This window comes from Marinomonas ushuaiensis DSM 15871, assembly GCF_000521805.1.
GTDB lineage: Bacteria > Pseudomonadota > Gammaproteobacteria > Pseudomonadales > Marinomonadaceae > Marinomonas > Marinomonas ushuaiensis.
On the sequence record NZ_JAMB01000001.1, the window covers coordinates 716,591 to 736,697 of the forward strand.

The following is a 20,107-nucleotide window of genomic DNA, read 5'->3' on the forward strand; positions in this document are numbered from 1 at the left end:
ACTTAGAAAATTTAAAAGGCAGACGTGGTTTTGAGTGTATATACAATGAAAACAACTTATTTTGTAAGAACGTATTATTTCTTTAAAATAGATGTCTATGAATATGGGTTTGCTACGGTTATTTATTCAGACTTTTTAACGCATAGTGTTGAATGCAAGATATACTACGTCAGCTCAAAACTTTACTTACTTGATGAACAAACGGAACAAACTTCGATGAATTCACCTTCTTCTTTGCTCGAAAATTTATTTTCTGACTTGCCTGATACGTCATTGCCTATCTATGCGAAGTTGAAGCAAGCCATTTCACTGAAAATATCTTCTGGGGAATGGGAAGTAAACCAACGAGTGCCATCCGAAGCAGAAGTGGTGAATGCACTTGGCATGAGCCGCATGACAGTGAATAGAGCTTTACGTGAATTAACGGCAGAAGGTTTGTTGGTTCGACATCAAGGATTGGGAACTTTTGTTGCCAAGAAAAAATCTCACTCAGCTTTATTTGAAGTGCATAATATCGCGGAAGAGATCGCGCTTCGAGGCAACAAACACTATTCAGAGTTGTTGGTGTTAGAGCCCGCGAAAGCGACGGTAGAAGAAGCCATGACATTAGGTGGGCGAACTAATCAAGATATTTTTCGTTCAGTGATTTTACATTATGAAAATGATCTGCCCATTCAAATTGAAGAGCGCATTGTGAATGCTTGCCTAGCACCAGATTACGCCAAGCAAAATTTTGATACGAATACGACTAACGAGTACCTGATGAAAGTTGCACCGATGACAGAAGGTGAGCATTTAGTTGAGGCTATTTTACCGAATGAATTAGAATGCCAGCGGCTACAAATTTCTGCCAACGAACCTTGTCTCCAAATCAAACGCAGAACATGGGCCGGAGACGACATTGTTACTGTCGCACGCTTATTACACCCAGGTTCTCGTTTCCAATTATTCGGGCATTTTGGGCGGTAAGGTTATTCTATTCATAACTTTTTAAGCATGCTTGAATTAATATCATAAATTGTTTTACAGCCAAGCTGTGCCATCGTTCTTTCAACTTCTTTCTTTAGTATATTAATTGTCTTAGTAGCACCCGTTTGGCCTTCTGCAGCTAAGGCATATAATAATGGGCGGCCAATTAGTACGCCATTGGCTCCAAGTGCTATTGCTTTGACTATGTCTGTTCCTCGTCTAAAACCACTGTCTACTAATAATAATGGGTCTTGTCCAATGACTTCTCTTACCGATTTTATCATTTCTATCGGGCTTATAGTGCCGTCGAGCTGGCGTCCTCCATGGTTAGATAACACAATACCATCACAACCATATTCAATGGATTTTCGAGCATCACTTTTACTCATGACACCTTTAATAATAAGCTTTCCTGGCCAAATATCTCTCAGCCAACTAAGAGTAGACCAGTCCAACTTTGGGTCCATTTGTTTAGCAAAATAGGCGGCAGCACCAACGCCTTTCTGATATTGGCTTGGTAGGTAGGGAACAAGGTTTCCAAATGTTGGCATGCCTTGAGGTAGAATGACTTTTATCAGCCATTCTGGGTGCATAGCAATATTAAAATGACTTTTCCATGAAAGCTTAAGAGGTTTAGAATAATGTCTTTTATCTCTCTCTCGATTGCCAAAATACACCGCATCGACAGAAACAACTAATGTGTCGCAGCCTTGATTTTTAGCTCTTGTAAGTAAGTCTTTCGTTATTTCACGATCACGTAAAATATACAGCTGAAACCAATGTTTTTTGATACCGAGCTTGCCTATATCTTCTAATGAGCTCGTTGATACTGTACTTTGAATGTAAGCAATATCTGACTTGTCTGCAGAAATAGCTAGGTGTTCATCAGCACGATGACGCAGCATTCCATTATAGCCGGTTGGTGCCACAGCAAACGGCGCAGAGTAAGTGTGATCCAGCCATTTCACTCTTGTGTCACATTGATCACAATCAACTAATACAGAAGGGATGAATCCCCAATTTGTAAATGATTTTTGGTTCATCATCATCGTACACTCAGCTTCTGCTCCGCCATCTAGATAATCAAATGCAAATTTTGGAAGGAAGCGTTTTGCTTTTTCACGGTAATCATTTGTATTTAAAATCATTTACACACCTTTTTTAAACGTAGAAATTGAAAGGGAACTGTTTTGTTTTTAAAAGTTTCTTATCGCTCTAATATCTGAATAAACACACCGCTTCCTGCTACTAACTTGGTCGTAGTGTTTGTTTCAAACTTCATAAAACTATGGGGTTCTACCGTCAGTGTTTCTCTTTCTGTTTTAATTGAAAAAGTACATTTCTGATTCGCGTAAAACCCTTCGAATAATACTGTCTGGTCAGTGCTGGTTTCAATAATATGAGGCGAGAGGCAAGCGGTGACTGCTGCTTTTGTATCTGTGTCCCGAACCATGATATTTAAGTCTTCAATCGCACCATTGTGTAAGGTTGCGAGGGTTTCATCGTCACCGGCGAAACGCGCTATATCCAATGGTTTTTTTAATACAGAATCGAGTTGTGATTGATGATGTAATGTCATGTCATTGCCAGACAATAAAACCAAGGTGCGATGCAAGCCGCTGAAATCTGAAAAAACACCATCTTCCACAACCGCCGCTTGGCTAATGCGAAAGCGTACTCCATCAGCATCGTCTAACCGGTGGATTTCCAGTGTTTCACCAAGACCATTTTTCCATGGCATGCGTTTGTAATCGCACTGTTTCATGACTTGAATGGTCGTTATGGAATCAGGCATCGTACATCACCTTTTTAATCACTTGAGTGAACGCAAGGCGACTGCTGTCTTCCTGTACGTGATGAAAGTTTTTAATCTGTTGTTTGCCGGCGACAAAGACGTCTTTTATGAGGTTTTCATTAGTGGCAAATAGCCAGCGATTCAAGATGTCTTGAGTCTTGTTTGCGTCAAGGCTAGCCGCCATAAAAGGGTGGCTAGAATCAAGCACAAGAAAGTCTGCTCGATGGCCTTCGGCCAATCCGAGTTTCACATCACAGGCTTGATTGCCGCCTAATAGAGCTTGTTGGTACAGGTTGTCGCCGATGCGGTTTTGTTCTGGCCGATAGATACGATTACGTTTCTGATCTCGCAGGCGCTGACCATATTCAAGAGTGCGTAACTCTTCCACAATCGACAAACTCACATGGCTGTCTGAGCCAATTCCCCAGCGACCATTGGCTTGTTCAAATTCCACTCCAGGAAAAATACCATCGCCTAAGTTAGCTTCTGTGGTTGGACATAAGCCAGCAATAGCGCCACTGGTGGCGATGGCTTGCAGTTCTTTTTCATCAAGATGCGTGGCATGAACCAAGCACCATCTTTCGTTTAACCCTATTTCATCTTGTAGCCACTGAACGGGGCGTTTTCCGCTCCAATCAAGACAGTCTTGTACCTCTTTCTGCTGTTCAGAAATATGAATGTGTATCGGCATGGTGTCACTTAGACTGGTCAATACGGTTTCTATTTGTGGCTTAGTAACGGCTCGCAGCGAATGAAAGCAAATGCCTAGTTTATTAGTCTCGTGATTTGCTAGTTGTTCGTGGCAAGCTTGATGTAATTGTAGATACGAATCCGTTGAATTGATAAAACGGGCTTGCCCAGCATTGGGTGCTTGTCCGCCAAAGCCAGAATGAGAATAAAGTACGGGAAATAGCGTTAAGCCAATGCCAGAATCGTTTGCGGCGGCGATGATCTGATTCGACATCTCACTAAGGTCGTTATAATGTTTGCCGCCTACCGCATGATGTAAATAATGAAATTCGCCGACTTGTGTGTAGCCCGCTTTCAGCATGTCGATGTACAACTGAGTGGCAATGATGCGGGCTTCGTTTGGTGTGAGTTTCTGCACAATTTTGTACATCAAATCCCGCCAACTCCAAAAACTGTCGTTTGGATTTAAACTCACCTCTGCCGCGCCTGCCATCACTCGTTGAAAAGCATGGGAGTGAACATTGGCTAAGCTGGGCAATGTCGGCCCAGACAAAATAATACTGTCTTGGTGAGGTTGTTGATCCGCTTGGACATCAGTAAACACGCCATTGTTAATCGTAAATAACACATTGGTGGCCCAGCCAGAAGGCAAAAGTGCGGCTGGGGAAAAGTACGTTTTCAGCGCTTGTTTGCGTATTTGAGAATCAGTTATGTGAGCCATCAAAGAGGTGTCCTAAGAATACATAGATGAAAACAGTGTAATGCAAACGCAAATGTATATACAAATTTTGTTTTGTAGATAGAAAACACTTGAAATAAGGCAGTTTTGATTTTATCTTATCTTATAAAATAAGTTGTATATACATTTGGCTTTTGTGTGAAAAAAATTGAAGTAAGCCTTATTCTTTAGGAGATTCAAATGGCAAAGCAAACGATAGATCAAAAACGTTTTCGTGCAGGCGAAGTAAGAGCCGCAACGGGGACTAAGTTATCTGCGAAATCTTGGTTCACAGAAGCGCCAATGCGCATGCTAATGAATAACCTAGATCCTGATGTTGCTGAAAACCCAGAAGAACTGGTGGTTTACGGTGGTATTGGTCGTGCAGCACGCGATTGGGAAAGCTACGACAAAATTGTTGAATCTCTAAAAGAGCTTGAAGAAGACGAAACGCTATTGGTTCAATCTGGCAAACCAGTTGGCGTATTTAAAACACACAGCAATGCGCCTCGTGTATTGATTGCTAATTCAAATCTCGTTCCACATTGGGCAAACTGGGAACACTTCAACGAGTTAGACGCGAAAGGCTTGGCAATGTACGGCCAAATGACTGCGGGTTCTTGGATCTACATTGGTAGCCAAGGCATAGTGCAAGGCACATACGAAACCTTCGTTGAAGCAGGTCGCCAACATTACGATGGCAATTTAACAGGTCGCTGGGTATTAACGGCAGGTTTAGGTGGGATGGGCGGCGCACAACCATTAGCCGCGACCATGGCGGGTGCCTGTTCATTAAATATTGAATGTCAGCAAAGCCGTATCGACTTCCGTCTGCGTACCCGTTATGTGGATGAGCAAGCAACCGATTTAGATGATGCGTTAGCACGTATCAAAAAATACACAGATGAAGGAAAGGCCGTATCTATTGCGCTTTGTGGTAACGCCGCAGACATCTTGCCAGAAATGGTAAAACGCGGTGTTCGTCCAGACATGGTCACCGATCAAACATCTGCGCATGATCCATTAAATGGTTATTTACCGACTGGCATGAGTTGGGAAGAGTACCGTGAGAAGTCACAAACTCAACCTACTGAAATCGTAACAGCGGCGAAGAAAACCATGGCCGTTCATGTTCAAGCCATGTTGGATTTCCAAAAAATGGGCGTTCCAACCTTTGACTACGGTAACAACATTCGCCAAATGGCGATGGAGGAAGGCATAGAAAACGCGTTTGATTTCCCAGGTTTCGTGCCTGCGTACATTCGTCCTTTGTTCTGTCGTGGTATCGGTCCATTTCGTTGGGCGGCATTGTCTGGAGACCCTGAAGACATTTACAAAACTGACGCGAAAGTGAAAGAAGTCATCGCAGACGATGCTCACCTTCATCATTGGTTAGATATGGCGCGTGAACGTATTCAATTCCAAGGCTTACCTTCTCGAATTTGTTGGGTGGGTTTGGGGCAACGAGAAAAACTAGGAATCGCTTTTAATGAAATGGTTCGCAGTGGTGAAGTGTCTGCGCCTATCGTTATTGGTCGAGACCATCTAGATTCAGGTTCGGTTGCTAGTCCAAACCGTGAAACGGAAGGCATGAAAGACGGTTCTGATGCTGTATCGGATTGGCCATTATTGAACGCCTTATTAAACACAGCGTCTGGTGCAACATGGGTGTCTTTGCACCACGGCGGCGGCGTTGGCATGGGGTTCTCTCAGCATTCGGGTATGGTAATCGTGTGTGATGGTAGTGACGATGCGGCAGAACGTATTGCTCGTGTACTTCACAATGACCCAGCGACAGGGGTTATGCGCCATGCCGATGCCGGTTATGAAAGTGCGATCGAATGTGCGAAAGAGCAGGGTTTAAACCTACCTATGATTACTGGTGAGTAAGCTATTTTAAATTCTATAAAAGGCGCAGTTCATCGCGCCGTAAGAGGTACACCATGTTTGAATTAATGATAAATCCGGGTCAGCTTACGTTAAACGAGATACGTCAAATCAGCCGACGTTCTGTGAAGCTGAGCTTAGACCCAAGTGCGATTCCGGCGATCCAAGCCAGCACGCAAGTGGTTAACGACGTGATTGCAGAAAATCGTACGGTGTATGGTATCAACACAGGTTTTGGCTTGTTGGCGAACACGCGTATCGCACCAGAAGATTTAGAAGAGTTGCAACGCAGTATTGTTTTGTCCCATGCGGCAGGCATCGGTGTGTTGATGGAAGACAAAACTGTTAAGCTTATCATGGCGTTGAAAGTGAACAGCTTGGCGCGTGGTTTCTCTGGCATTCGCTTAAAAGTATTGGAAGCCTTGTTAACTCTGATCAACAAAGAAGTGTATCCGTGCATTCCGAAAAAAGGCTCCGTTGGCGCATCAGGTGATTTAGCGCCTTTGGCTCACATGAGTACGATTTTATTGGGCGAAGGCAAAGCGCGTTATCGCGGTGAAATCATTTCCGGCTTAGCAGCGTTGTCTATTGCAGGTCTTGAACCGATTACCTTGGCACCAAAAGAAGGGTTGGCTTTATTGAACGGAACGCAAGCTTCTACAGCATTCGCGTTGGAAGGTTTGTTTGAAGCAGAAGATTTGTTTGCTTCCGCTGTTGTGTGTGGTTCGCTTTCTGTGGAAGCGGCACTGGGTAGTCGTAGTCCGTTTGATGATCGCATTCATCAAGCTCGTGGTCATCAAACACAAATTGATGCTGCAGCGGCGTATCGTCACTTGTTAGGTGAAACCAGTGAATTGGGCGAGTCCCATGAGAACTGTGAAAAAGTACAAGACCCTTATTCGTTACGTTGCCAGCCACAAGTAATGGGCGCGTGTTTGGAACAAATTCGCAGCACATCAAAAGTGTTGTGTATTGAAGCAAATTCGGTGTCTGATAACCCGTTGGTATTCGCAGAAAGTGGCGACATCATTTCTGGTGGTAACTTCCACGCAGAGCCTGTGGCAATGGCGGCGGATAACCTAGCTTTGGCGATTGCCGAAATCGGTAGTTTGTCAGAACGACGTATGGCGTTGTTAATTGATACTAACCTAAGTAAATTACCGCCATTCCTTGTGGACAATGGCGGTGTAAATTCCGGCTTTATGATTGCGCAAGTAACGGCGGCGGCGTTGGCAAGTGAAAACAAATCCTATGCACATCCAGCGTCAGTAGACAGTTTACCAACGTCAGCGAACCAAGAAGATCACGTTTCTATGGCAACCTTTGCGGCACGTCGATTAAAAGACATGGCGGAAAATACCCGCGGTATTTTGGCGGTTGAGATTTTGTCTGCAGTACAAGGTTTGGATTTTCGTGCGCCATTGAAATCTAGCCAACGACTTGAAGAGGCCCGCGCTACGCTACGTGCTCGCGTTCCTTTTTATGACAAAGATCGTTACTTCGCGACGGACATAGAAAAAGCCAACGAGCTTTTATTAGAGGCGGCTCATAACAGCAGTATGCCTGCAGGTTTATTGCCAAGTATTGAAGGATAAAAATCGACCATGACAAATCATACGCCACTTAAATTCGACAGCTTATGGCTTGGTGCGAACGTCGCGACCATGAAAGATGGCCGTTACAACGCAATTGAAAAGGCTGCCATTGGTGTGTCTGGTGGTCGTATTGTTTGGCTTAGTGAATCTAAAAACCTTCCGGAATACCAAGCCCAGCAAGAACACCATCTTGCTGGTGGTTGGATTACTCCGGGTTTAATTGATTGCCACACGCATTTAGTGTTTGGTGGTAATCGAGCAGGGGAGTTTGAGCAACGTCTTAATGGCGTGAGCTATCAAGAAATTGCCAAGCAAGGCGGCGGTATTGCGTCTTCGGTGAAAGCCACACGAGAAGAGAGCGAAATCGAATTAATCAAGAGTGCGACCCGTCGATTGAAAAGCCTAATGGCTGACGGCGTGACCACAGTTGAAATTAAATCCGGCTATGGTTTGTCTCTCGACAGTGAATTGAAAATGTTGCGCGTGGCAACGGAATTGGGCAATGAACAACCTGTTACTATCAAACGAACCTGTCTAGCCGCGCATTCTATGCCGCCAGAATACGATGACAAAGACGCTTACATTGATTACTTGTGTGACACTGTGTTGCCAAAAATCGCAGCGCTTGGAATGGCTGATGCTGTTGATGCGTTTTGTGAAGGCATCGCGTTCAGCACTGAGCAAGTCGCGCGTTATTTCAAGACCGCAGCGAGCCTTGGTTTACCCGTTAAAATTCACGCAGAACAACTTTCGTCTTTGGGTGGCACACGCATGGCGTCGTCCTTTAAAGCGTTGTCAGCGGATCATATTGAATACATTGAAGAAGCGGATGTGATCGCCATGGCAGAATCTGGCACGGTGGCGGTGCTATTACCGGGAGCCTTTTTCACTTTGAAAGAAACCCAGCGTCCGCCAATCGATTTACTACGCCAATATGGCGTACCAATGGCGATTGCAACGGACGCAAATCCGGGAACGTCTCCAGCCTTGTCTCTACGATTAATGATGAATATGGGTTGTACTCTGTTTGCATTAACGCCAGAAGAAACTTTAGCCGGCGCGACCATTCATGCGGCAAAAGCGCTTGGTATGAGTGACACTCACGGCAGTTTAGAAGTGGGCAAAGTCGCCGACTTTGTTTGTTGGGATGTAGAAAGTCCAGGAGAACTCAGTTATTGGTTAGGCGGTAACCTAGTGAAAAAACGTGTCTATTTAGGGTCGGAATAATAGGAAAACAGTATGATAAATCAGTCTTCGGTATTACCTGTACCAGCATTTGAATTTACTCAAGGCGATTCGCCATTATTGATCAGCATGCCGCACTCTGGTTTGAACCTGACAGAAGAAGTGGCTGCGGGCTTATCCGAACAAGCTAAAAAACTCCCAGATACAGATTGGTTCATTCCAGAGCTGTATGACTTTTTTGAGTCATTAGGGGTGAGTTGCATCAAGGCGAATTACTCTCGTTATGTGATCGACTTGAACCGACCTTACGACGACAAGCCTTTGTATACGACAAAAACCACAGGCTTGTTTCCAGACATTCTTTTTGCAGACAGTCCCGTTTTTAACGAAGGCAAAGCGCCAAGCGACGAACATAAAGCGTTTTGCAAAGACAAAATATGGAAGCCCTATCACACAATGATTGAGCAAGAATTGGCGCGACTCAAAGCTAAATTCGGCTACGCTATCTTATTTGATGCTCACAGCATTGCGGCCCAAGTTCCTATGTTATTTGATGGCATTTTGTCAGACTTCAACTGGGGAACCAATCAAGGTAAATCCTGCTATGAAAACCTTGCTAATGTGGTTACTCAAGTAATACAACCGCATTACACACAAGTGGTAAACGGACGCTTCAAAGGGGGGTACATCACACGCCAATACGGCCAACCAGACAACCAAATCCACGCCATCCAGCTTGAACTCTCCCAAGCGACTTACTTAAATGACCAACTCGCTGCGAAAAGCGAATATCAGTTAGATACCACGAAACTGCCAGTGATCAAACAACAACTTAAAGATATTGTAGAGGCGGTGAGTTTGGTGGGGTTTTAGGTATCACTTGATTCAACCCTCGTAAGCAATGGGATGGACTCATCCTCACCTCTGATGTACTACTTTTAATAGAGCGGAGTTTTTCAAGGTAGTTGTCGCCTAAACTATTGTTTTCAGCGCCTACGGTGTTACTCAAATATTGGAATATGTCGTAGTGTTGTTTCCTTTTCCGCGTAAGCGGGAAGATCTTGGAGAGAATGCTTACCTGCCAGAATCTCCATACCTAAAGGCTCGTTCCATTTCGCATATCTCTGATCAACCAGTTTCGACAAGCTTTCGTCTTCGATCGCTCATATTAGAACTCCTGATTGTTGTTATTTTTGTCATGGTGAATCATTGTTTTTTTAAGCGATTGCTTCAATTACGAAATTTCTTGAGGGGGGTTATTGATTTTATTGATAGTTAGTTGAAAGCAGTTAAATAGAGTAAGTAGATAACGGGTAATGTATTAGTTGTTAGAGGTCTGTTTTGGCCTTTAAAAAAGCCCAACAAACTCTCATCAAAAGCGTTTATTCAGCTTTCAATAATAGAGTCGTTGGGCTTTTTAATAACCTAAACTAAGATGATTGACCGCTAGGTTTATTCCTCGATCAATGCTCCCATTAGTTGAGCAATGTCTGGTTTCGTATATAAGGCATCAAGCTGACGGCTGTATTCAGTGGTAAATGTTTCTGAGTTAATCAGTTCACCAAAAATATCTTCGAGTTTAAGAAAAGACAATTTGTCGTTTGCTGTGCCTGTTGCCGCGTTGTGCAATTCGGCTTTCATTGCGTCAATAATGTCGAGGGCCTCGCCGTTTTTGTCTGTGCCTTTATCTGAGTAATAACACCAAGCAGCGATAACCAAAGCAGCGTATTTTACGCTACCGCCTTTTTTAAGGTTTTCGACAATGGTTGGAATTAAGAAGGTCGGTAGTTTTGCTGAACTTTCTAGACAAATACGCGCTAGGTTATCTTTCACATTTGGGTTACCAAAACGTGTGATTAGCGTGCTTTTGTAGTCTTCCAAGTCAATGCCTTCAACTGGCGCTAGAACTGGTGTAGCTTCTATGTCCATAAAGCGGCGTAGGTAAGTGGCAAACAATGGATCAGCGATACAGCCATCTATGGTTTGGTGGCCATGAATAGAGCCTAATAAACCTAAAACAGAATGACCTGCATTTAGAAGGCGGATTTTCATGGTTTCATAAGGTGTCACATCAGGCACAAATTGCGCGCCAACCTTTTCCCATTCTGGGCGACCATTGGAAAAGGTGTCTTCAATGACCCATTGATGAAAGGGTTCACAAACAACAGGCCAAGCATCATCAACACCGGCGTCTTTTAGGATTGCGATATCAGCAGACGTTGTGACTGGCGTAATGCGGTCTACCATGGCATTCGGGAAGCGAACTTCTTCTTCGATCCACGTAGCTAAGTCAGGGTCCTGTTTACGAGCAAATGCCAATAGCATTCTGCGTGTCATGTCACCGTTATGCTGAATGTTATCGCAAGACTGAATTGTGAATGCAGGTAAGCCCTCATCACGACGTTTTTTCAGTGCAGCAGTCAAGTAACCGAACACCATTTTTGGTGTAGTTGGGTTTGCTAGATCGTGCTGAACGTCAGGATGATCAAAGTCGAATTCATTGGTTACAGGGTTAAAGTGATAGCCACCTTCTGTGATTGTCAATGAGACTATTTTGGTTTCTTCGTTCGCCATTTTGTTAATCACAGCAGAAGAATCGTCACTTGCTAACATGAAATCAATGATTGAACCAATCACTCGATTTTCTATTTTTCCGTCAGGGTGTTTGACGATCAAGGTATAAAGATAATCTTGTTGTTTAAGAACATCACCGATTTTACGGTCAGCTTCGCGTAAGCCAACGCCGCAAATGCCCCATTCTGTTGATTGGGTGTTTGCTAAAAGCTCATCTGTGTAATAAGCCTCGTGAGATCGGTGAAATCCACCTACGCCAATGTGTACGATTCCTGCTTTGAGTTTGCTTCGGTCGTATGTTGGACGAACGAAAGATTCAGGCAAGTGCGGTAGGTTACTTTGATTCAATGCTATGAATGTTGTCATCATGATTCTCGAATAATTGATTACGCTTGTAGCGCTTTTTTCCGACGTAATACCCAGTAAGCGGCGACAAAATAGACGACGGTACAGATAAAGCCGTAAAAGTAGAAAGTGTCACGGTTCTCTAAATAAGCGGCCATGTCTGAGCTGTTAAACATGGTGATTGAGGCCAATGCTAAAGTGACGGCTAAGCTAGCCCAAGCAAGGATTTTCAAAGCGGTGGAAAGTAAGGATTCGTCTTCTACTATTGGCTTTGCTTCTTCTGCTTGTTGTTTGTGGAAAGCCTCGACCAGTTTGTTGTGTTCTGCCATTTCTGCTTTTTCTTCAGGGTATTTTTTATTGGCGCCGTAGCGTTTCGCAAGCAGTGTGTAAACGACAATGGTGACAACCCAAGTAGGTAAAAAGAGGTAATAGAATGAAATGACATCAAGTGCGTTCAAACCAAAACCAAATATCAGGCCAACGGCCCATGACGCAACGGCTGGGGTGCTGTGTGTTAATTTTTGATAACTTACCCAGTAGCGGCTGAAACCGATTCTTGGGAAGATAACGTGTTCAGCAAAGACGATTGCACCAACAGGAACAACCAACAAACCAGCGTAAGTTAGTAGAGGCAAAATCTTACTGAAAACGAATGGGAAACACGCCACAATTACTGTCACAACACCGACAGCAAGGGTTGTTTGTCTTCTTGAGTAACGGTGAAAAATGCCTTGTGCGGCCAAGCCAGCGCGGTAAAGATTCGCGTTTGCTGTTGTCCAGCCTGCAATGATGACAATCACAAAACCTGAAAGACCAAGAGCTTGGAAAGCAACATCGCCTGGATCAAGTTCGATGATGGATTTCTTAACCAAAACAGCAGTACCTGCACCCATGATGCCGGCAGAAATCCAAGCAATAAAGTGACCGAAAAGCATGCCCGAGCTGGTTGAAAGGCCGTAAATTGGCTTCTTCGCGTAACGCAACAACGCCATATCGATTAGACCGAAGTGGGTGATTGTGTTCGCAGCCCAAGCGAAACCAATGACTTCAAGAAGGCCAATGCCGGGATCGCCTTGAGCGTTTATTCCTGTCCAAATCGACTGGTCACCTATGGTGATAAAGTCTTTGAAGCTGTGTAGTGATGTCGTGCCAAGAACGGAATCGGCCAGTGCTGGCATCATCACAAGTGCGCCGGAAGCAAACATCACAAACAACCAAGGTCCACAAATACCAGAAAATTCAGATACCGCTTTAAAACCATACATGGCAACAAACACCACCACGACACCGACCGCTAAAACAACTAAGACAAACAAGGCATTTGTTGGATACCAGTCTAGCTGAGCAGGTATATTGAATGCATACCGAACAGCGGTACTAGAAACGGTAATCATCGCCGCGGATATGACGGTAAATATCACCACGTTGGCCCAGTTGTAGAGCTTGGTCATGGACTTGCCAGCAATTTTATCCAGATAGGTATAAAGGCTTAGGCGTGTTTGTGTGGCAATCGGTGCAGTGATCAGCGTCCAGCTTAAAATAGCGAGAATATTACCGATCAAAAGGCCGAGTAATATATCCATTGTCTTTGCGCCTAATGCAACAAAGGTCGCACCGATAACAAATTCCGTTGCAGCAACATGTTCGCCAGCGTACAGACCTAAAAAGTGCTTCCATCCATGGCGTTTATGTTTTGCGATTGGCAGCTGCTCCTCGCTGACATTCTCTAGTTGTTTGAAGTTCATCTTATTATCTCGTTGTTTTTTACCATGGGTTAATTGGTAGGGATAAATCCCTGGCAACTTCGAAAAGAGCCTCTAGCGTCGGCATTGGTTTTGAGTAAGTGATCCAAAGTAATCTTTGTGTAGACACGAGCTTATAAAAAGTAGAGTGGAATGAAATATAAGAGATACGACAGTACGAAGCTCAGCACATAATATGAAAGCCAAAATATATACATTGAACAGCATAATATTAGGTGCTGTTCGACCGAGCATCAGATGCACGGAAAAATGTCGTGTTCATTATGAAATCAGTTCTCTAAAAACGAATAAGAACGCATATAAACGGTTATTTTTTTATTAGCTATGAATGGAAAGAATCAAATAGCGCAGAACTATATCTGCACTTTTTTTAAAGGGAAATGGGGTTTTAAGGAAAAGTTTGTTGAGTAATGTGTAAAAACGAAGGAGTTATTTTTTTATGGTATTGATTGGATGGAAGCTGATATTTATTTGCTTATCGGTACATGAAGGGTAACTATGAAGGCAGTTCGAAAGGGGTTAGGCTTTCATAAAATATTGAGCATTAAGGAAACGATATGATTACGGTTCATCATTTAGAAAATTCACGCTCTCAGCGTATTTTGTGGTTGCTAGAAGAGCTTGGTCTGGATTACAAAATAGTAGAATATAAACGCGATCCAGAAACAGCGTCTGGACCGGAATCACTAAAAGCGATTCATCCTTTGGGCAAAGCACCCGTTATTACCGATGGTGAACTTACTGTTGCAGAATCTGGTGCGATTATCGAATACCTATTGGATAGATACGACACGGAAAAACGTTTAAAACCAACAGAAGGTCAGGCTTTATTGGATTTTCGTTATTGGCTGCATTTTGCCGAAGGTTCTTTAATGCCGCTTCTTGTTATGAAGCTGGTCATGATGAAAGTCCCAACCAATCCCATGCCGTTTTTTATTAAGCCGATTGCCAAAATGATAACGGATAAAGTTCAAGAGAAATTTATCATACCGAGAATCGAACCACAGATGCGTTTTATTGAAGAAACCTTAGGAAAGCACACTTGGTTTGTTGGTGATGAGTTAAGCGCAGCAGACATTCAAATGAGCTTCCCGTTACAAGCTTCAAGTACTCGAATGGACTTAGTGAATTTCCCTAACATTAGCCGCTTCCTGAAACAGATAGAGGCCGTGCCATCGTATCAAAAGGCATTGAGCAAAGGCGGTGTGTTTACAACGCTGTAAGCTCAAACCTCATCGTTGCGCCTATTCTTTGAAAAATCCTATGTTCAAAGTACAGGCGTCACTTTGTGTTTCTTCTCTATCATTACTGAATTGAACTTGTGCCTGAATTGAGTGTTATGTCATCTCCCTTAGAAAAATATCAAAGAAAGCTCGATCAACAAGAGGTGATTTTTGATGAAAGTCAGCAGCTCGCTTTGCTGGCATTAGATCGTGTTTATCAGCAACTACTTGAAGCATCAACAGTAATAACGTCTGGCGAGATCAAGGGCGTTTATATGTGGGGTGATGTGGGTCGTGGTAAGACGTTTTTAATGGATCTTTTCTTTTCCTGCTTACCAGAATTCATTGGCTTGAGGTTGCATTTTCATCATTTCATGGCACGTTTGCATCAAGAATTGAATTTATCGTTTGGACAGGTTAATCCATTAAAAGGCATTGCTAAGAGGCTAGCTTCTGAATGCCGTGTTTTGTGCTTTGATGAGTTTTTTGTATCTGATATTGGTGACGCCATGTTATTGGGCGGTTTGACTGACGCTTTATTTGAAGAGGGTGTTGTGCTGGTGGCGACATCGAATATTGCAGTTGAAAATCTGTTCCAGAACCAATTACAAAAGCAACGCTTTGAAGCCCCGATTGCTTTGTTGCAAGCGAATTTGGAAAGCATTCATCTTGATGGTCAAGCAGACCATCGATTACGCCATAAAGGCTCGACAGACATTTACTTTGTGTCAGATGAGCAAAAGATGAAGACCTTGTTTGATCAAATCGCAACAGGTGATGTTTCTTCGTTACCGCTTCAGGTTTGTCGTCGAGTAATTAATACCAAGGCGGTTGCCCAAAATATCGCATGGTTTGATTTTTACGCTCTGTGTGATGGTCCTCGATCTTCTTTGGATTATATTGAACTAGCACAAAGGTTCGCCATTATTATGGTGACAGGTATTCCAGAACTAAGTAGCGAACCTTTTGAGCATATTAAGGCTCGAGGTACAGAAGATGGTGCAATAGGTTCTGGTCAAACAGGAGAGCGTGCTGTCTCCTTGGGTGTTAACGACGATGCAGTGCGTCGATTTATCAGTTTGGTTGATGAGTGTTACGATCATCAGGTGCTTTTATTGTTAAGTGCTGATGTGCCTTTGGAACAACTCTATTTGAATGGTTCCCTGTTGTTTGAGTTTCGTCGTACTTACAGTCGTTTAATTGAAATGAAGTCGCTTTATTATCAAACACTGCATCTTAAAAGTGCGTTAAAAAGAGACTTTAATTAAGTTCGCGAATAAAGCTTGATAAAGCGATGGCTCGTGACCAGTATGTAAAGCAGATATAAAATTAATTGAGAGGAGGGCGATCCATGCAGTATGAAGATCGCGTTGATGCGTTAGTTGCACCCAAAGGTGCGTTAGAAGTCTTGTCACATGATGAAATCTCCCGATTGTCGGAAGAGTCTGGTGAGCTTCATGATTTATTTCATCGTTGTGCTTTGGCTATTTTGAATTGCGGAAGTGATTCCGATGATCCGCAAGCGGCCACGGAAGAATTTAAAGACTTTGATATTCAAGTTATACAGCAAGAGCGTGGCGTTAAGCTCCAATTAAAAAATGCGCCTGGCAGTGCTTTTGTTGATGGTAAGATGATCAGCAGTGTTCGTGAAATGTTGTTTAGTGTATTACGCGATATTATTTTTACCCAGCATGAATACAATCTTGCGAGCGGTTTAGAAAACGCAAGCTCAGATAAATTAACGAATGTCGTATTTGAGTTGTTGCGTAATGCAGATGTCTTCCGTCGTATTCAAAACCCTGACATGATCGTTTGTTGGGGCGGACATTCTATCGCACGTTATGAGTATGATTATACCAAACTAGTTGGTCATGAGCTGGGGTTACGTGAGTTAAATATTTGTACAGGTTGTGGCCCTGGTGCAATGAAGGGGCCAATGAAAGGAGCCACTATTGCTCATGCAAAACAACGTATTCAAGATGGTGTTTATCTGGGGTTAACGGAACCTGGAATTATTGCTGCTGAATCGCCGAACCCTATTGTAAATCAATTAGTGATAATGCCTGATATTGAAAAACGACTTGAGGCTTTTGTTCGCGCTGGTCATGGGATTGTTGTTTTTCCTGGTGGTGCGGGTACAGCAGAAGAAATTCTTTATATATTGGGTATTTTGTTACACCCTAAAAATGCCGATATACCGTTTCCATTGGTGTTCACTGGGCCAAAAGAAAGTGCGGATTACTTCGAACAAATTCATGCTTTTATTGGTGATGTTCTTGGAGTTGAGGCACAAAATAAATACCGCATCATTATAGAAGACGAAGTGGAAGTCGCCCGTGTTATGAAGAAAGGTATGGAAGACGTGCGTCAGTATCGTAAAACACACCAAGATGCTTTTTATTATAATTGGAAGTTGCATATTCCTGAGGAGTTTCAACATCCATTTGAGCCAACACATGAAAAGGTGCGTGAGTTAAATCTTCACTTTGGTCAAGAAACTCATTTGTTAGCAGCGGACTTGCGTCGTGCCTTTTCGTCTATCGTAGCGGGAAATGTGAAAACTCAGGGCGTGGCTCATATTAAAGAGTTCGGGCCGTTTGAAATTCATGGCGATAAGAATTTACTGGCGAAATTGGATGCCTTGTTACAGGCTTTTGTTGATCAACAGCGTATGAAACTTCCAGGTACGGCATATGTACCTTGTTATAAGGTCATCACTGAGTAGTTCTAATTTAAACAGATGAATTATAAAGGCCTCGAATGAGGCCTTTTTTGTTAGTTGTTTTTTATGTGTTCTATATGGCTCAATATAAGTTGTCCTGAAATCGTGACGCTGTTTGGAATGTGAGGGAGGTTATCAATTGGGTACCAATCAGCTTCGTCAATTTCTCCCGGTGCTGGTGTGATTTCACCACTTTCGTAATCGGCAAAGAACCCCACCATGAGTTGATGAGGGAAAGACCAAGGCTGGCTACTTGCATAGCGTATATTTTTAACTTCTATACCGACCTCCTCCCGTATTTCCCGGGCAGCAGCCTGCTCCAATGTTTCACCCGCTTCAACAAAACCAGCAATATTACTGAACTTGCCTTTAGGAGCGTGTAATCCACGGGCAAGTAATATTTGGTTGTCTTTGCGTATAGAAATAATGACGCAAGGAGAAATGCGAGGGTAATGTCTCAGATTGCAAGACGGGCAGATCTTTGTATGTTCTTTTGTATGTTTCTCTCTCATAGCTGTGCCACATCGGCCACAGAACTGATGGTCTCTGTCCCAAGTCGATAATTGGTGGGCTCGGCTAAGAAGAAGGTAGCTGTCTTGGTCTTGTAGGAACAGTAGTTCTCTTAGAGCCATTTCTGTGAAACCTTTTGGTACAGATTCGAAGCGACAAACAAAGATGTCTTGCCCATGCCATTGACCGCAATATACCGCGTTCATATTGGCGTTGGGTTGGAAGTGAGTAAAAGGGGTTAAAAATTGATTGTCTTGTTCAACTAATACTTGGCTACGGTGCAATAAGATATAAAGAGCGTCTTGATGTGGGAGGGGGTGCGTTTGAGTGCCAATGTCTAACATGTTGTTGCTCTGTTTGCGTCTAAAAGAATTACGCTAACGCGATCACTTCCTAGACGCAATATTTCAGTTGGATTTATTTTTAAGCTGAGGTTGTTTTACTATTCTTGATTCAGCTTATTGGCGGTGGCTTTTCTGGTCAATGGCTCGGTTTGTCGAGTAGAATGAGCTCAAATATTAAACAAAGGAGAAACGGTATGTTGTCTAAGATCCACTGCGGAATTGTGATTGGTGTATTAAGTGCGAGTGTGGCGGCTCAAGCTCAAGATTATTTACCTATTCTTCAATATCATCATGTGAGTTCAACGACACCTAGATCGACTTCGCTGACCGAAGCAGAATTTATTGAACACATGGATTATTTGCAGAGTGCGGGATTTGAAGTTGTGGATTTACGTACTGCATTGGATAAATTAAAAGCGAAGGAAGCTTTACCTGATAAAGCGGTGGCTATCACTTTTGATGACTCATACCGTGATATTTATAGTGGAGCCTTTCCTATTCTCGCTGAGCGTGACTACCCATTTACTATTTTCATTAATAGTGAGCCTGTTGAAGCGAAGCGTAGTAATGCTTTGACATGGGCACAAATGAAGGAGATGGAGGTCGCTGGTGCGGTTTTTGGCAGTCATACTATCAATCATCCTTATATGTTGCGTAAAGAAGAGGGTGAGTCTGACGAGGCTTGGTTATCCCGAATGACACGCGAAGTCGATTCTGTTGAAGAATTACTTGTTGAGGAGCTTGGTCATTCTCCAAAAATGTTTGCCTACCCATACGGAGAATCAAACAAGACCATTCGTAATATCATGAAAGAACGAGACATTATAGCCTTTGGTCAGCAGTCCGGTGTAGTGAGTGCTGATTCTGATTTTACCAACTTGCCCCGCTTTCCTGCATCAGGTGCTTACGCAAAGCTTTCTGCTTTAAAAACCAAGTTAAACTCCAAGCCTATGCCGCTACTCTCTGAAGAAGCTGGCGGTGATTTTGCAACAGATCAACCTGTTTCTCTTCGCCTCACTTTTAAACAAGGTAAGTATCGTTTGAAAGATTTGGCTTGTTATGTCTCTGGTCAGGGTAAAGCGACATTGGATTGGGTATCTGATTCTGAAGTGATTGCTACGGCAAGCAAGGCATTTAATACAGGACGTGGTCGTATTAACTGTACAATGCCCGATAATTCAGGCCGTCAATATTACTGGTATTCCAACGTTTGGATCCGTGCTTCAGCCGAACAAGGCTATATAAGTGAAAAAAGTTAACTTTTTTTAAAAAAAATGTTGCACTGAAATTTCAAATCAGTAATATACACCTCGCTCGCAACGGAGGGGTGGCAGAGCGGTTTAATGCACCAGTCTTGAAAACTGGCGTAGGTTAATAGCCTACCGAGAGTTCGAATCTCTCCTCCTCCGCCATCTTCCTTTAAGGAAGTGTGTTGCGAACAAGATAAAATTAGTTCCTCGATAGCTCAGTTGGTAGAGCAAATGACTGTTAATCATTGGGTCACTGGTTCGAGTCCAGTTCGAGGAGCCATTTCGGAGTATAGCGCAGTCTGGTAGCGCGCCTGCTTTGGGAGCAGGATGTCGGGAGTTCGAATCTCTCTACTCCGACCATTAGTTTTGTATTAGTAAGTTTTGAGCGGGCCGTTAGCTCAGTTGGTAGAGCAGTTGACTTTTAATCAATTGGTCACTGGTTCGAATCCAGTACGGCCCACCACTTCTAAGTTTCGTCCTTTCTTTCTATCTCTCTTTCTTATCAATAAAATCTTGTTTTATAAATTCTCTATGTCT

15 protein-coding genes and 4 tRNA genes are annotated in these 20,107 nt (G+C 43.2%); 13 read left to right on the plus strand and 6 right to left on the minus strand.

All coding sequences use genetic code 11. From position 1 onward, the window contains the following. The first annotated feature begins 45 nt into the window (after positions 1-45). Entirely contained in the window at positions 46-969 is a 924-nt protein-coding gene (gene hutC, locus MUS1_RS03350; protein ID WP_245595720.1) for a histidine utilization transcriptional repressor HutC, read from the plus strand. An 11-nt stretch (positions 970-980) separates the two neighbouring features. Here hutC and MUS1_RS03355 read toward each other — a convergent pair whose 3' ends face one another. The 3 genes from MUS1_RS03355 to MUS1_RS03365 are packed head-to-tail and all read right to left on the minus strand — an operon-like array spanning position 981 to position 4,175. Further along, positions 981-2,117 carry an alpha-hydroxy acid oxidase gene (locus MUS1_RS03355; RefSeq protein ID WP_036158964.1) on the minus strand — a complete coding sequence of 379 codons (1,137 nt, stop codon included), beginning with the start codon at positions 2,115-2,117 and terminating at the stop codon, positions 981-983. Positions 2,118-2,176: 59 nt separating this feature from the next. Then, on the minus strand, positions 2,177-2,764 hold the full coding sequence (locus tag MUS1_RS15635; RefSeq protein WP_051436072.1) for a HutD/Ves family protein: 588 nt from the start codon (positions 2,762-2,764) through the stop codon (positions 2,177-2,179). Continuing rightward, complete coding sequence (locus tag MUS1_RS03365; protein WP_051436073.1) at positions 2,757-4,175, minus strand: formimidoylglutamate deiminase; 1,419 nt, start codon at positions 4,173-4,175, stop codon at positions 2,757-2,759. Before MUS1_RS03365 ends, MUS1_RS15635 begins: the two co-directional genes overlap by 8 nt. A 198-nt stretch (positions 4,176-4,373) precedes the next feature. On the opposite strand from MUS1_RS03365, the gene hutU reads away from it, so the two are divergent. Genes hutU through hutG form a run of 4 tightly spaced genes read left to right on the plus strand, consistent with a single transcriptional unit; the run spans position 4,374 to position 9,712 of the window. Beyond that, positions 4,374-6,062: a urocanate hydratase gene (hutU, locus tag MUS1_RS03370; protein ID WP_036158966.1), complete on the plus strand. Its 1,689-nt coding sequence runs from the start codon at positions 4,374-4,376 to the stop codon at positions 6,060-6,062. A gap of 53 nt (positions 6,063-6,115) precedes the next feature. Continuing rightward, positions 6,116-7,654: a histidine ammonia-lyase gene (gene hutH / locus MUS1_RS03375; protein WP_036158968.1), complete on the plus strand. Its 1,539-nt coding sequence runs from the start codon at positions 6,116-6,118 to the stop codon at positions 7,652-7,654. Positions 7,655-7,663: 9 nt separating this feature from the next. Next, a complete protein-coding gene (gene hutI / locus MUS1_RS03380; protein WP_036158970.1) occupies positions 7,664-8,881 on the plus strand; it encodes an imidazolonepropionase in 1,218 nt (405 codons plus the stop codon). A 12-nt stretch (positions 8,882-8,893) separates the two neighbouring features. After that, positions 8,894-9,712, plus strand: coding sequence for an N-formylglutamate deformylase (gene hutG / locus MUS1_RS03385; RefSeq protein ID WP_051436074.1), 819 nt, complete (start codon positions 8,894-8,896; stop codon positions 9,710-9,712). 579 nt (positions 9,713-10,291) lie between these two features. On the opposite strand, the gene MUS1_RS03390 is transcribed toward hutG, so the two are convergent. Together MUS1_RS03390 and MUS1_RS03395 are read right to left on the minus strand one after the other, a co-directional pair. Then, positions 10,292-11,782, minus strand: a complete 1,491-nt coding sequence (locus tag MUS1_RS03390; protein ID WP_036158972.1) for a mannitol dehydrogenase family protein — start codon at positions 11,780-11,782, stop codon at positions 10,292-10,294. Positions 11,783-11,799: 17 nt separating this feature from the next. Beyond that, on the minus strand, positions 11,800-13,503 hold the full coding sequence (locus MUS1_RS03395; protein ID WP_036158974.1) for a purine-cytosine permease family protein: 1,704 nt from the start codon (positions 13,501-13,503) through the stop codon (positions 11,800-11,802). 575 nt (positions 13,504-14,078) lie between these two features. Here MUS1_RS03395 and MUS1_RS03400 point away from each other — a divergent pair. The 3 genes from MUS1_RS03400 to ppnN all read left to right on the plus strand — a co-directional run bounded on the left by MUS1_RS03400 (position 14,079) and on the right by ppnN (position 17,469). After that, a complete protein-coding gene (locus MUS1_RS03400) occupies positions 14,079-14,744 on the plus strand; it encodes a glutathione S-transferase (RefSeq protein ID WP_036158976.1) in 666 nt (221 codons plus the stop codon). A gap of 116 nt (positions 14,745-14,860) precedes the next feature. Continuing rightward, positions 14,861-16,012: a cell division protein ZapE gene (gene zapE / locus MUS1_RS03405; RefSeq protein WP_036158978.1), complete on the plus strand. Its 1,152-nt coding sequence runs from the start codon at positions 14,861-14,863 to the stop codon at positions 16,010-16,012. Positions 16,013-16,095: 83 nt separating this feature from the next. Beyond that, a complete protein-coding gene (ppnN, locus tag MUS1_RS03410) occupies positions 16,096-17,469 on the plus strand; it encodes a nucleotide 5'-monophosphate nucleosidase PpnN (protein WP_036158980.1) in 1,374 nt (457 codons plus the stop codon). A 50-nt stretch (positions 17,470-17,519) separates the two neighbouring features. On the opposite strand, the gene nudC is transcribed toward ppnN, so the two are convergent. Next, on the minus strand, positions 17,520-18,320 hold the full coding sequence (gene nudC, locus MUS1_RS03415) for an NAD(+) diphosphatase (protein WP_036158982.1): 801 nt from the start codon (positions 18,318-18,320) through the stop codon (positions 17,520-17,522). A 194-nt stretch (positions 18,321-18,514) separates the two neighbouring features. Between nudC and MUS1_RS03420 the strand changes: the two genes are divergently transcribed. The 5 genes from MUS1_RS03420 to MUS1_RS03440 all read left to right on the plus strand — a co-directional run bounded on the left by MUS1_RS03420 (position 18,515) and on the right by MUS1_RS03440 (position 20,033). Then, positions 18,515-19,579: a polysaccharide deacetylase family protein gene (locus MUS1_RS03420; protein ID WP_036158984.1), complete on the plus strand. Its 1,065-nt coding sequence runs from the start codon at positions 18,515-18,517 to the stop codon at positions 19,577-19,579. 62 nt (positions 19,580-19,641) lie between these two features. Beyond that, positions 19,642-19,732, plus strand: a tRNA-Ser gene (locus MUS1_RS03425). Positions 19,733-19,774: 42 nt separating this feature from the next. Then, positions 19,775-19,850 (plus strand) — tRNA-Asn (locus tag MUS1_RS03430). 3 nt (positions 19,851-19,853) lie between these two features. Further along, a tRNA-Pro gene (locus tag MUS1_RS03435) sits at positions 19,854-19,930 on the plus strand. Positions 19,931-19,957: 27 nt separating this feature from the next. Then, positions 19,958-20,033: transfer RNA gene (locus MUS1_RS03440), tRNA-Lys, on the plus strand. The last annotated feature ends 74 nt before the right edge of the window (positions 20,034-20,107 follow it).

Excerpts from the sequence above, each read along its gene's own strand:
- ppnN (WP_036158980.1), top strand. The coding sequence starts at position 16,096 with ATGCAGTATGAAGATCGCGTTGATGCGTTAGTTGCACCCAAAGGTGCG.
- hutC (WP_245595720.1), top strand. The coding sequence starts at position 46 with ATGAAAACAACTTATTTTGTAAGAACGTATTATTTCTTTAAAATAGAT.
- MUS1_RS15635 (WP_051436072.1), bottom strand. The coding sequence starts at position 2,764 with ATGCCTGATTCCATAACGACCATTCAAGTCATGAAACAGTGCGATTAC.
- MUS1_RS03395 (WP_036158974.1), bottom strand. The coding sequence starts at position 13,503 with ATGAACTTCAAACAACTAGAGAATGTCAGCGAGGAGCAGCTGCCAATC.
- MUS1_RS03390 (WP_036158972.1), bottom strand. The coding sequence starts at position 11,782 with ATGATGACAACATTCATAGCATTGAATCAAAGTAACCTACCGCACTTG.
- MUS1_RS03365 (WP_051436073.1), bottom strand. The coding sequence starts at position 4,175 with ATGGCTCACATAACTGATTCTCAAATACGCAAACAAGCGCTGAAAACG.
- MUS1_RS03400 (WP_036158976.1), top strand. The coding sequence starts at position 14,079 with ATGATTACGGTTCATCATTTAGAAAATTCACGCTCTCAGCGTATTTTG.
- zapE (WP_036158978.1), top strand. The coding sequence starts at position 14,861 with ATGTCATCTCCCTTAGAAAAATATCAAAGAAAGCTCGATCAACAAGAG.
- hutU (WP_036158966.1), top strand. The coding sequence starts at position 4,374 with ATGGCAAAGCAAACGATAGATCAAAAACGTTTTCGTGCAGGCGAAGTA.
- MUS1_RS03355 (WP_036158964.1), bottom strand. The coding sequence starts at position 2,117 with ATGATTTTAAATACAAATGATTACCGTGAAAAAGCAAAACGCTTCCTT.
- hutI (WP_036158970.1), top strand. The coding sequence starts at position 7,664 with ATGACAAATCATACGCCACTTAAATTCGACAGCTTATGGCTTGGTGCG.
- nudC (WP_036158982.1), bottom strand. The coding sequence starts at position 18,320 with ATGTTAGACATTGGCACTCAAACGCACCCCCTCCCACATCAAGACGCT.
- hutG (WP_051436074.1), top strand. The coding sequence starts at position 8,894 with ATGATAAATCAGTCTTCGGTATTACCTGTACCAGCATTTGAATTTACT.
- hutH (WP_036158968.1), top strand. The coding sequence starts at position 6,116 with ATGTTTGAATTAATGATAAATCCGGGTCAGCTTACGTTAAACGAGATA.
- MUS1_RS03420 (WP_036158984.1), top strand. The coding sequence starts at position 18,515 with ATGTTGTCTAAGATCCACTGCGGAATTGTGATTGGTGTATTAAGTGCG.